General features: G+C 35.1%; 7 protein-coding genes. All 7 read right to left on the reverse strand.

Translation table 11 applies throughout. The features are described from left to right. Position 1: 1 nt before the first annotated feature. On the reverse strand, positions 2-832 hold the full coding sequence (locus tag SJY34_RS09075; RefSeq protein ID WP_400074919.1) for a family 16 glycosylhydrolase: 831 nt from the start codon (positions 830-832) through the stop codon (positions 2-4). An 11-nt stretch (positions 833-843) separates the two neighbouring features. Then, positions 844-2,778: an Ig-like domain-containing protein gene (locus SJY34_RS09080; protein ID WP_400074921.1), complete on the reverse strand. Its 1,935-nt coding sequence runs from the start codon at positions 2,776-2,778 to the stop codon at positions 844-846. Positions 2,779-2,789: 11 nt separating this feature from the next. Beyond that, positions 2,790-5,954, reverse strand: coding sequence for a glycoside hydrolase family 2 TIM barrel-domain containing protein (locus tag SJY34_RS09085; protein ID WP_400074923.1), 3,165 nt, complete (start codon positions 5,952-5,954; stop codon positions 2,790-2,792). A gap of 294 nt (positions 5,955-6,248) precedes the next feature. Next, positions 6,249-7,160 (reverse strand): glucan endo-1,3-beta-D-glucosidase, encoded by a 912-nt coding sequence (locus SJY34_RS09090; protein ID WP_400074925.1) that lies wholly within the window; start codon positions 7,158-7,160, stop codon positions 6,249-6,251. Positions 7,161-7,206: 46 nt separating this feature from the next. Next, on the reverse strand, positions 7,207-9,165 hold the full coding sequence (locus tag SJY34_RS09095; protein ID WP_400074927.1) for a carbohydrate binding domain-containing protein: 1,959 nt from the start codon (positions 9,163-9,165) through the stop codon (positions 7,207-7,209). 10 nt (positions 9,166-9,175) lie between these two features. Then, entirely contained in the window at positions 9,176-10,639 is a 1,464-nt protein-coding gene (locus SJY34_RS09100) for a RagB/SusD family nutrient uptake outer membrane protein (RefSeq protein WP_400074929.1), read from the reverse strand. A 7-nt stretch (positions 10,640-10,646) separates the two neighbouring features. After that, positions 10,647-13,688 (reverse strand): SusC/RagA family TonB-linked outer membrane protein, encoded by a 3,042-nt coding sequence (locus SJY34_RS09105; RefSeq protein ID WP_400074931.1) that lies wholly within the window; start codon positions 13,686-13,688, stop codon positions 10,647-10,649. Positions 13,689-13,714: the final 26 nt, after the last annotated feature.

Genomic DNA, 13,714 nt, shown 5'->3' on the forward strand with positions numbered 1-13,714 from the left:
TTTAATTCGCTGAGTAGACTCTTACGTAATCCACTAACATCTCTTGTGGGAATACAGTAGAAGCATTAGGTGAACCTACATAGTTTCCACCAACAGCTACATTAATGATAATATAAAATTCATCATTAAATACCCATTCGCCATTTACATCATCAGGTGTGATTTGATTATATAACACATCGTCAACGTAATAATTAATATAGTTTTCTCCCCATTCTATACCAAAAACATGAAAACCTGTATCAAAACGATCATTTTCAAGTTCAAAAGCCTTTGTAATGGCTTCACCACCTGAATATCCTGGACCATGAACACTACCATTAATTAGGGTTGGCTCCTGACCTCTATTTTCCATGATATCAATTTCTCCTATTTGTGGCCAAACTTCAGATCCATTATTATCATCTCCTAACATCCAAAATGCTGGCCATAATCCTTGTCCCCAAGGCAATTGAATTCTTGCTTCAAAACGACCATGTTTTTGTTGAAATTTTCCTTTGGTTTGTATACGAGCAGATGTATACCCTAAACCTTCAAAAGATTCTTGCCTAGCTGTAATTTTAAGCATACCATTTTCTACAACAGCATTCTCTGCTCTATCCGTATAATACTGAAGCTCATTATTTCCCCAGCCAGGAATTCCCTCTGCCGCACCATTTCCTATATCAAAATTCCAGAGGTTAGAATCCAGAGCACCAGCAGTTGTAAAACCATCTTCCATAACGAGATTATCAAAATTGGTTACAGTCTGAGTTTCATCAGTATCACAACTTGAGAAAATCATTATAAAACCCAATAATACTGGCAAACATATTTTTTTTAAATTTTTCATAACTGTTTCTTTTAATTTAGAATTTTTAAATCATCGCAGTAATAAGTAGAACCATCACCTGGTGTACCAGCTATAAATTCAAAGAAAATTACAGCTATATCTAAAGGTCCTACATTAAAGTTTGTACTGCTAAAATCCCACTCTAACTCTTCCCATTCATTCGTTGTAGTTGTATTAGCATCTAATTCAATAAATTGACCTGCATCAGCAGAATTCTCTAGTTTTATACGAACTGGTATTCCTGCTTTTGGAGACCATACTTTCATTCTAAACACTTGAGATGTCGAAAAGTCAACTGGTGCGTCTAACTGTAACGTTGTTCCTGCAAAGAATTCTGCTCCAGCAGTTTTTGTAGTCCTAAGAATTGTAGATGTTGGATTTATACCAGATTGATCTGGATTAGCTTCAACTGCTGAGTCAGCTCCTCCAAACGTTCCAATAGTATACGTTAGCGACGTTGATTGAAAACCTACAGGTAAAGCAACTTGAGTGGCCGCAGAATCATCTACATTCGGTGAAGGATCTACAACCTCTTTGTAATAATATATATTATCTACATAAATATTAGAAATAGTGGCGTCAGATATAAAAAACAATAATCCTACTTGATCCCTTACACTTAGTCCATTAAAATTACCCAATGGAATATCAAAACTTGCCCAACCGTTGGATACAAGATCTGAGCTTGCTAAAGTTGTTGATCCAGAAATTTCATTTGAAGTTTGAACTCCATTTAATATTTCCAACCGTATAAAATCCCCATTGTCTATGGCTTCCTGAACATTAATATCTACATGTAAATGTGTCATTTCAGTTGCATTTATCGGTGATACATTTAAAAATGTACCAATACCAACGAAGTTTAAATCCGTATAATTAATTACCTCGTCACCTGAAATATTTAAAGGAGGTGCACCTCCTTGAGTTGTCTGAAATGGTGCAAAAAATCCATTATAATAATCAACAGGCACATTAGTATAAGCATCACTAAATACAGAAATTACATTTTCTGGTGCTCTATCAGGAATTGGAGCCTGTGTAAAAACTCCTAACGATTCTAATGTTAATGAACCTTGAGCCTCTACACCATCTAAGGTTGCTGTAATAACTGTAGTACCAGCAGCTAAAATGTTTACTTGTCCTGACTCATCAACACTAGCTACACTTGTATTAGAGGATGTAAATTCGAAATACTTTGAAGCTGGAGTAACAATTCTATCTATTCCATTAGCTAAGTTAAATGTCTCTTGTAATCCATTAATAGTTCTTGATGAACCAATAAATGTTTGCTCTACTAAATCTTGACCATTTAAAATCGCAGGTCTTGGCTGAGCAACTGTACCTAAAGTCTCAAACTGAATATCATCAAACCAAAGAATATATCCTGATCCACCAGTAGCTTGAGTTCCGGCAGCATACCAAAACACACCTCTTTCTTCTACTAGTTTTGAAGCATCAGGAATTGGAATTGTATACTTTGCCCAATTAGTTCCTATACTCAAATTGTTTACAGTAACTTGAAACTCATTATCTAAAAAATCTTGACCAAAACCTACAGCATCTACACTCACTCCTTGAGATGCCTTTGCCCAAAATGTAAGAGCATCATAGCCAGATAAATCTCGCCCTGCACCATCAACTCTTAAAATTGCACCTGCATAACTTCCTGTTGGGTCATCTGCATTTGGCACATCAACACGATAAGATGCCGAACTTTCAAAGCCTTCATCATTATCTACAGAGAATGCATCTAATTTTGAATCTGCAAATGGTAAGTAAAAATTAGTACCCATACCTACAAAATTATCTGTAAAAATTTCTCCTTCATTAGAAAATGAAGCTTCTACTGCATCATCAGTAAGATCTCTTTCACATCCAAAACCTAAGATTAAGACCAATCCTAAGACATATGTGATTTTTGAATTGTTAAACTTTATATTTTTCATTTTTCTAATTTTTATTTTCCAATATTAATATTCACATAAGTTCTTATTTCCCATTCATTTCCATCTGGGAATCCAACAGCGCTTACTGGTGGTGTACCGAATTCTGGTGCTTGATTTGGCAAATATCTAGGCGAAAATTCGTCCATTGAACGCCATGTTCCTCTAATACCTATTGTTGTACTTGGTAAAATAAACCAATCTGGTTTTCCTAACGATGTAGAAACATCTAACATGAGTTGTAACGGATATGTTAAGTTAAAATCTCTATGATAATCAAAAGGTCCCCAATCGTTAACCTTAACATGAGTTTCAACCTTCATTTTATTATAAATCATTCTTACATCACCTCCAAAACGCTTGATTAATCTTTCACTATCACCATTAGCCTGAGCATTACCATAATAGAAGTTTCCAATAATTCCTAAATCAGGATTTAGTTTAGATACCATTCTTGAATGTACCTCCCATAAATCTTCAGCTGGTACTGTAGTTGGAAAAGCAAAAAATGTACGATTGGCATTAAAACCAATGTGTGCATCTTGTTGTGTAGGCAAGTGACGATATACAAAGCCAAGATTCATTGCAAATTTTGCATCTTCAGCGCGATCGTTATTCCACTCGTACATCCATGTTCCTGGTGTAGGATCGAAAGTGATAAGCATTTCTCCAGCCGTAGTCTCTCTATTGGCTCTTACGGCAAATGGATCACTAATAACATTTCTTAATCTCCCAGGTGCATCAACATCACTTGGCATAGCATCCACTAGTGGTTTTTGCCATAAAAAGTTTGGTGCAATTTGAAAATTACCCACTGTATAAGTAATTCCTGCTAGGATATTAGATTGATTTCCACTTCCGTTATCTTTCAATTTCCAGCCCGTAAAAGTTTGGGTCTGATCTGCTCCACCATTAGCAACTAATCCCATAACACCTGCTTGCGCATACGCATTGAATTTTCCTGCTTGAAAAGTAATTTTTGCTTTTCCTCCCCAATTATCTTTACCTGTAACTTTGTCTTCGAAAACTGTGTAGTTCCCTGAACTACCTGTAAAGTCTTGAAAAGAACTACCATTTAAAGGGCTTCCTGCCCAAATACCTCCAAGGGTTATTCCAAATTTGCCAAAATCTCTTTCTACAGCTACTGTGGCTCTTTCAGTAGGCCAAGCTGGAATTATACCACTTCGCAATTGATTGGCATCAAGTACTCGCTGACCATTTTCGTCAAATATAAGTTCGGTTTGTAAATCTCTATGATAAATTCCTGTTACATCCCATTTAGCAATTTTACGACTATACTTTAACAATGCTGTTGGGTTAGCTCCCCACCATAATTGTGGGCCAAATGCTGCTTTTAAGCCATTTAAATCACCTTTTCCATCTATTTCTAATCCTAAGATTTCACCACCATAAATATCTAAATTAGGTCCATAGTTTGCTTCTGGATAAAGGCCAAAGATATCTCCTTCGTAGCCCCAATGGTAATGACCTGTTCTATAAAACCCTCTAACATCTGCACTTTTTGTTTTCCATTCAAATTCAGCATTGTAAACATTTACTCGGTTATTATCATTGATTATAACTTCTCCATTATCTGAGTTAACAGTAATTGGTCGAGCTCTGTTTTCATAAAAAATTTCATCTATTGGATTTTGGGCAACATTACCAATAACATTAAAGTTAACTTCAGCTCTCATGTTTGGTGCAGGATTACCCTCAACACCAATAAAGTAAGACTGCATATGATCAAAACCTAGTTGATTTGGAAACGCATTTGCATTTGGATCTGCATTATCTGGTGTTGTAATAAGACTACCACCAGTATTAAATGTTGTAAATCTTGCACTCAAATTACTTATTCTAATTTTCTGACTACCGCCACCACCAAGTGCTGCTTTATCACCACGTGCTCTAAGAACTGCATCCATTATTTCGATATTATCAAAATAGTTATTGAAAAATTGTGGTGTCATACCTTCTTCGTAAGGATTTAATTTGTGAACTTCCTTAAGTGCGTAATAAGCAGCTCTAGGGTATAGAGTGTAAAGTCCTCTTTCATTAGTTGGGCCTTTTGCACAGATACCAAACCACTCCTCATTCATATTATTATCGCCTGGTTTAGCTTGATCTCTTGGATATCCATTATTCGGCCATGTAGCATTATTATCATGCACATCTAAATTTTCTGTTTGTTTGTATTTCCACCATCCATCGCTAAATTGAAATGTAAAACCTCCTATAGAATTGCCAGCTTTACCCAGCCCAGCAACATTTTCATAAATATCTCTCCAATTTCCTACATCATAGTAAGCTTGGGTATATTGATCTTCTTGATTATCTCTGGCATTGAACGCATCTGCACCAAACTCGGCAAATAATATTGGCATGTTAAGTTCATCTTTTACTCTTTGAAAAGCATCCCCAAAAGAAACACCTCTATACATATTGGTTCCATATATATCAATGTCTTTACAATATTGCTTTACAATATCAATATATAATAAGTCCCCATTACAAATAGCTACTGGAACAGAACTATCAATAGCCTTAACCTCTATAGCAGCTGCATTAAAAGCCTTATACAAGCCTTCAGCAGCCAAACGAATACCCGGATCCACACCGTCAATTGGTATAGCCTCTGTTTCGGCTCCTGTCCATGATAAATGATAGTTATTCTCATTACCTATCATATACAATAAAAGTCCTGGTGTATTTTTATAAGTATTAGCCATATCCTTGGCTTCTGTCATTAATACTTCTAATGTCGCTGGATCTGTATAATCTGTTTGGGGTGTCCAAGCACCATTTATGGTCAAACCATAAGCTCCAAATGTAATATTGAGCATGGTATATATGCCATAGTTTTCATAAATATAAGTAATCCATTTAGGCGGAAGGCCATATGTTCTAATGGCATTTACTCCCATATTCTTTAATAAAGGCATTTCACCATCTAGAGCAGCTTTAATAACATCGTCCGATTTACCCCAAACTCCTGCATCAGTAATTGTTGTACCAATAGGCACATAATCCCAATTTACACCGTTTACGATAAAATCTTTACCATTTACAACCAATTTCATTCCTTCATTATTTTTTAGTACTGATACTTTATCAGACTGACTAAATACCGGAATCGTAATTAGTATTAATATTAGTCTCAGAAAATAGTTTCTCATAATCTTAATTTTTTAAGTTGGATATTAATTAATTAACAACACGGATGTTGATTTGATAAAATTAGACCTAAATATTATTAATTTCTCAAAAAATACCTATACAAAATCAATACATAATAATTTCAATAACCATACAGATTAATAAATATTGTAAAGAACAAAAATGCTTTAAATCAACGAATGTTTTTAACTTAAATACCTAAAAAACAAATACTTAAAGTGTTTTTAAACAAAGGAGAATAACTATACAATATTGATATTGTTAACCTACATCGAAAATATTTCTATATGTTTCTATTCACCGATTAAGACAAAGCCCCAATCAAAGTCTCCGTTTCCATCAGTTGATCTTACAGACATTTCATTTGCTGAACGCATTTCAATTTTATAAGTATGGTCACCACCTATGTAATATCCTAAAAATCCAATACCTGTTAAACTCAAAGTTTCAACGTCTCCAGGTGCAGTAAGAAACCATTGCGCTGTATAATCTGAGTAAGGATAATTTTCTATATCTGCTCCATTAGCAGTGCCTTCGCCAGATCCATTTAATTCATTAATTAAAACTTCGCGTCCAAATACAGTACCATCAGTATTAACTCCACCTTCATCATTTGTACCATCTGTAATATGAGTAAAAGTTCCATCTATATTAAAAATATAACGATCATCATACATACCAACTCCCGCTTTCTCCTCAGTTGCAGCACCATAAAATTCATTAAAACCTCCTCCTACTGGTCCTAAGCCAAAATGACCTCCACTTTCACTCTTAATTCTCCAAGTTCTTGAACTATCTGATGTAAGCATGGTAATTAAATCAGCTGGTGGTTCATATAATGAAAGTACATCAACATCAATTGTTTTACTAGATAATGCTCCTCCAGTTCCTGAAGCGATTACAGTTATCGAATACGTATTTAATCCTAGTGTAGCAAAGTTATAGCTCTTCAAACCACCTGGAGCAGGTGTGCTAGCCCCATTGTACACATATTGGTATGATATGGCATTATCTGCAGTTGCGGTGAAGTTAACTACACCACTTCCATCTCCGTTTGGATTAGCGGCATCTGCACCAACAATATCTACCTCTATTTGAATATTACTAGGTGCTGTAATATCACCAAATGTAATATCGTCTTCTTGACAGCTTGTTATTACTAATATTGAGAATAAACTCAACACTATATATTTTAAATTTTTCATGTTAATTGTTTTATACTATTATTTCTGGACATAAATATTTCTTACCTTAATTAAGAGATAATACTACGTTATCTATATTAACCATACCTATTTCTGCACCTACATCAAAAAGGACTCTTGCATCTGCTGCTCCAAAGCCTGTCGCAGTTAGAGTAAGAGTAAATGTAGTTACTGTCGATGTTATATTTACGGTTTCATTTGTATTGGAAAAATCACCACCACTGAGACCGATTCCTGCTATTATTGATCTATTTACATCAGACCAAGCATCAAAAGTTAATGTATAAGTTTCATCTTGAATAATTTCAAGTTTCTGACTAAGGTTTACATCAAAAGGATTTCCTGCAGTAGTTACATCTACAGAATAATAGGTGTTTCCACCCTCTGTTACCACTGGAGCGGGACTGTTATCATCTACTCCAACTATCCAAGGATCACTTCCATTTTCGAAATCTCCATTGGTCAATAAATTATCTACAACAATGTTTAATGAAACATTATCTATATTTACCATACCTATTTCTGCACCTACATCAAAAAGAACACGCGCATCTAATGCTCCAAAACCTGCTGCGGTTAATGTAAGCGTATAATTAGTTACTGTTGGTGTTATATTTACAGTTTCATTCGTATTAGAAAAATCACCACCACTTAGACCGATTCCTGCTATTATCGATCTGTTTACATCAGACCAAGCATCAAAGGTTAAAGTATATGTTTCCCCTTGAATAATCTCAAGCTTTTGACTAAGGTTTACATCAAACGGATTTCCTGCCGTAGTTACATCTACAGAATAATAGGTGTTTCCACCATTTGTTACTACTGGGGCCGAACTAGAATCATCTACCCCAACAAGCCATGAATCGCTTCCATTTTCAAAATCTCCATTAGTTAGTAGTCCATCATCAAATACAGAAGTAGATGGTGACGTTTGATCTATGTTATCTAAATAAAACGTCCAGTCTGCACTACCATCTCCTACAGTTCCAAAGTCGAAAAACCAAACTATTTTTTGATACTCTTGTGTTGTATCAATATCAGAGAAATCTATAGACACCTCTTCCCAAGCACCATTACCTTGTAAGGTTACTGATTTCTCAATAAAGATTCCATTATCAGTCAAGTTTTCTAATTTCATTAAAAACGTTCCACCTGGTCTAGGTGACCAAACATCCAGTTTCATAATTTTTTGAGTACTAAAATCTATTGGAGCTGAAAGTTCTATAACATTACCAGCCCAAATTTCTGGTCCATCTTTAATAGTTCTAGCTACTGTAGCAGAAGGATTGCCACTTGTATCTGGATTAGCAATAACATCACCTGATGCACCACCAAATCCAAAAAACACTGTTGTATCAAAAGCTTCAAAATCGATAGGCAATTCTGTTGGTGAAGAAATGGTTACTTCTGCCAAACCTTCAGTTGTTTCTGTACCTCCACTTAAAGCTTCTACTCTAATTGTATAATCTCCTACTAAAAGGTAAATATTACTTACCGTTCCGTCTAATTCTAATAGTGTAGGCTCTTCATCTGGGTTTGAAGTATCGAAATACACCAAGAATGACGTTGCAAAATCTGCTGTTGCAGAAACATTTAATTTAAAAGGGTTTGAAGCATCGACTTCCGCAGTAATATTTAAATTTTCTGGTGCTCTAAAAGACACAACCAATTGTTGTTCTATTTGAGTTTCTAAGCCATTAATACTAGTGGCTAGTGTCGTCACTGTATATGTGCCTTCTGGATAAACATTATCGATAGTTTCACCAGGCTCTAAATTTACGGTACCCTCGGTCCCATCGCCAAAATCTATATTAAATTTTGTAGCACCTACTGCGTTAGGTGTTATTGTTACGAGTCCGGTATTATCTTGAGTGATTGAAAATTGCAGTGACACATCACTTGGCGCAGCTGCATTATCAACGAATTCTGTTCCGCGTTCATCTTCTTCACAGCCTATAAAAGCTATGAACAGAAAACTTGCTAAAAATAATTTTATATTTTTCATTTCTCTTTTTTTAATAATTTGGATTTTGCTCCCACTGGTTACCAGCTAATTGTATTTCTATTAATGGAATTGGAAACAATTCATGTTTACCTTCTTGGAAGCCGTCAATCTCAGCCGCAGCTCTACCAGTTCTTACCAAATCAAAGAAACGGTGACCTTCACCTACCAATTCTACTCTTCTTTCATGATAAATAGCATCAGTTAATGTTGCACCTGTTGCATTTACATTATTATCAGAATTTCCAAAAGCGCGTTCTCGAACTCTGTTTAAATACATTTGCGCTCGTGTATCACTAATACTACCTCTATTTAGTGCTTCTGCGGCCATCAATAATACATCTGCAAAACGAATTGCTCTGTAATTATTAGGATTGGTCAAGTTAGCATCTCCTATGTTTGCATCTCCTTGTCTAGCAATATATTTTCTATTGTAATAACCCGTATGTTCAAAGCCTGTGCTAAAAGTAGCTCCTGTTTCTGCTGCCCATGCGTCTATGTCTAAAATTGCCGTTTCTAATCTCATGTCACCTGCTTCAAATTCGTCCACAACTTCTTGTGTTGGTACGTTAAAACTAAAGCCAGATTCAAAAAGTGGTCCGTTATAACCTCTTATACCATTAAACCCAACAGCAATATTACCTTCACTACATTGAAAACAACCAAATCCTGCACCTTCTAAATCTGTATATTGTACTTCGAAGACTGACTCTATGTTATTTTCATTATCATTCTCAAACATAGTACTGTAATCAGACAATAAATCATAAGGTCCGTTATCTATTAAATCTTCTAAAACTGCTGCAGCTTCAGGAAATTTATCTTGGAATAAATACACTTTACCTAATAAAGCTTGTGCCGCTCCTTTAGTAACCCTCCCAGTTTGGGATTGTACGTAAGGTAAATTATCTGCTGCAAAGATTAAATCTTGCTCTAATTGGGCATAGATTTCAGCTTTTGGAGTTCTTGGTATTGAAAACTGATCACCAAATTGAATTCGTTTATCAACTGCAAAAGGCACATCTCCAAACCATTTTACTAGTTCAAAATAATAGTATGCTCTTAAGTATCTAGTCTGAGCTAAAACACCTGCTTTACCAGCAAAATCTGTTTTATCTTGAAACTCTAAAATATAGTTAGCTCTATTCACACCTGCATACATCCATTGCCAAAGCACTCTCAATTGATTATTTATTGGAGTATGAATCATATCATCTATTTGTTGGAAGCCAGGCACATCATTTGCATTTTCGCCACCACACAAGGTATTATCTGATGCTATTTCCCCTAGCAAAACATTTTGGGATGTTGTTTGTAATAAATCATACGCACTAATTAAGGCATCTTGATAATCTTGTTCTGAATTAAAATAATCTTCAGAGTTCTCATTGTTAGATTCGACATTCACAAAATCGTCACTGCATGAAGCCATGACAAAGAATACTAATAAAATATATGTGATTTTTAAATTTTTCATGGTTCTATTAAAATTTTAAGTTCATTCCTAGTTCATATCTTATTGGATTAGGATAAAATCCGTAGTCGATTCCACCACCAATTGGCGCGCCATTTGATGTTGTTGGGTCATAACCGCTATATTCTGTTAACGTAACTAGATTTTGAGCAGATATATAAAATCTCAAATTACTAATACCCCATTTTTCTGCTGTATCAGCACCTATAGTATAACCTAGCTGAACGTTTTGCAATCTAATAAAAGACCCATCTTCTACATAAAAATCTGAGAATAAGGTATTATTAGTAGCACCAGTAGTTACTCTTGGGAAGCTATTACTTGTACCTTCACCAGTCCAGCGGTTTAAGTACTGAATAGGTCTGTTGGTCAAAGGAAGGTTTCTTTCATAATTCCTTACAATTTCGTTTCCAACAGATGCAAAGGCATAAGCACCAAAGTCAAAGTTATATAAATCAAATGATATATTTAAACCCATTGTAGCATCTGGTATTGGATCACCAATGTATGTTTTATCTAAATCATCAATAACACCATCTCCGTTAATGTCCACAAAAATTAAGTCACCTGGTTGTGTATTGTTATTAAGTATTGGTGAGTTATCTATTTGAGCTTGGTTTTGGAAAATACCATTAGTAACAAAACCTCTAAAATAGCCTATCGGTTGACCAGCTTCCATACGTGATGGTGGTTCTTGACCGATGCCGAATCCACCACCTGGTACAAATCCACCTTCTTGACTCACAGAAATAACGTTATTATCTAATGCAGTTACGTTATACTTAACATTGAAACTAAAATTATCACTAAACTGTTCTGAGTACCCAATAGCAAATTCTAGACCTTTATTTTCAACTATACCAGCATTAATAATTGGAGGAGATGAACCAGGTGCAGCTACTCCTATGATACCTGAAGCATCAGGTTGTACCAATAAGTCTTCAGTACGCTTTTCAAAATAATCTACAGTAACATCTAACTTATTATCCCAAAAACGCATATCAAAACCAACATCGAATGTTTTTTGTTTTTCCCATCGTATCTCTGGATTACCTATTCTTCCTGCAGCAGTACCAAAAACTAAAGCATCATCAAATACATAGGTACTCTCTCCATCTAGAACCGAAACAAATCCGAAAGCACCTATTCTATCATTACCTAAAACACCGTAAGATGCTCTAAACTTTAAAAAGTCAATAAAATTACTGTTCGCTAAAAATGATTCATCTGAAGCCACCCAACCAACAGAACCAGAAGGAAAAATACCAAATTTGTTTTCGGGACCAAAATTACTTGAACCATCACGTCTTACCACAGCAGACAACAAATATTTACCTTTATAGTTATACTGTAGTCTAGAAAAATAAGACAACAACCTAGAATCATAACTTAGGTCATTTCCTTGAGGATTAAGATTCTCAACTCTAAGTGCGTCATCTAGATTTGCAAATGCGATATTATTATCTCTTATACCAAACCCGGCGAAAAAATTAAAATCACCAGTAGTCTTAAAAACTGAAGTACCCAATAATAATTTTACATCGTGATCGTCACCAAACGTATTTTCATATTTAACAAAAGCATCAAATGTATAGTCTCTACGATACGTTTTACCTCTAAACGTTGAGTTATTATCCAAGTCTTCGTTTGGTAATAAATCAAATACTTTATCAACAGTTCCTAACGTTCCATAATCTACAAAAGGTGAAAAAGACGTATTGGTCTCCTGAGAATAGTTAAATTGATAACTTGCTTGAGCTGTAAAATGTTCTAAAAAATTATACGATAAATTAATATTTCCATTTAATTTATCTACTAAACCTCTATTATAAGTGTTATCTATTTGTTTTAAAGGATTTACAACTTCAAAACCAAGATTCGTAGCAGCATCATTTACTCCAAATGTTGGAGCCATGTTTACAGCATTAAAAAGGACTGAACCAATTCCATTCTCTGGTAATCCTTTTCTAGTTGTGTGTGTCCAAGTAATACCAGTATTGATTTTAAAATTTTCTAGAAAATCTAAACTATAACTTAATCTTTTCGTTAATCTGGAAAAATTTGATTTATTACCTCCAACAATACCATCTTGAGTTAAAAATGAACTACCAAAGGCATAAGTTGATTTTTCACCACCACCTTTTATAGTTATTGCATTACTAAATAGTGGAGCAGTTTGAAAAACTTGGTCTTGCCAATTCGTTCCTTGGCCTAAACCAGAAACAATGGGATATGGTAATGCCTCACCATTTGCTGCATAAGCCTCATTTAGTAACAATGCATATTCCGTAGCGTTTAACAATGGAACCTTTCTGGTCGTTTCTTGAATTCCTCCAAACGCAGTAATGTCAACAGTAAGCGGCATACTTTTTCTACCAGATTTTGTGGTAATAAGGATAACACCATTTGCTGCCCTTACTCCATAAATACCAGCCGTTGCATCTTTTAAGATGTTTATAGTCTCAATATCATTTGGATTTATAACACTTAAGTCCTCTACTACGGTTCCATCGACCAAAATTAATGGTTGATTCTGTCCGTTGGTGGACACACCTCTAATACTAATTGTAGAGCCTGCACCAGGAGAACCAGAATTTGATACAATATTTACACCAGCAACTTGGCCTTGTAACGCTTGCTCAATTCTAGTAGGTTTTAAAGCATCTACTGTTTCACTAGAAACAACCGATACCGCACCTGTAACTTCTTTCTTGGTCTGTGTGCCATAACCTATTACCACAACCTCATCCAATGACTCTGCATCTTCTTGTAGTGCGATACTAAGGGGTTGACTGTTTATAATGGTGATCTCTTGAGTTATAAAACCTAAATAAGAAATAACTACGATAGAATTCAAAGGCACATCTTTTAGGGTAAAATTACCATCGAAATCTGTCGATGCACCTATTGATGTATTTTTGAGAATCACATTTACACCTGGCAAAGGTTGACCCGAAGAAGCTTCAGTAACCGTTCCAGTAACATTAACATTTTGCCCATAAATAGCCATCGACAACATGAAGGCTACAAGCGTTACAAATTTTGTTTTCATATTTAATTGCTTAGATACTGCAAATT

The organism is Winogradskyella sp. R77965 (genome assembly GCF_044594915.1).
Taxonomy (GTDB): Bacteria; Bacteroidota; Bacteroidia; order Flavobacteriales; family Flavobacteriaceae; genus Winogradskyella.

Bases quoted from the DNA above. Each gene is read 5' to 3' on its own strand.
- SJY34_RS09075 (WP_400074919.1), bottom strand. From the start codon at position 832: ATGAAAAATTTAAAAAAAATATGTTTGCCAGTATTATTGGGTTTTATA.
- SJY34_RS09095 (WP_400074927.1), bottom strand. From the start codon at position 9,165: ATGAAAAATATAAAATTATTTTTAGCAAGTTTTCTGTTCATAGCTTTT.
- SJY34_RS09090 (WP_400074925.1), bottom strand. From the start codon at position 7,160: ATGAAAAATTTAAAATATATAGTGTTGAGTTTATTCTCAATATTAGTA.
- SJY34_RS09100 (WP_400074929.1), bottom strand. From the start codon at position 10,639: ATGAAAAATTTAAAAATCACATATATTTTATTAGTATTCTTTGTCATG.
- SJY34_RS09080 (WP_400074921.1), bottom strand. From the start codon at position 2,778: ATGAAAAATATAAAGTTTAACAATTCAAAAATCACATATGTCTTAGGA.
- SJY34_RS09105 (WP_400074931.1), bottom strand. From the start codon at position 13,688: ATGAAAACAAAATTTGTAACGCTTGTAGCCTTCATGTTGTCGATGGCT.
- SJY34_RS09085 (WP_400074923.1), bottom strand. From the start codon at position 5,954: ATGAGAAACTATTTTCTGAGACTAATATTAATACTAATTACGATTCCG.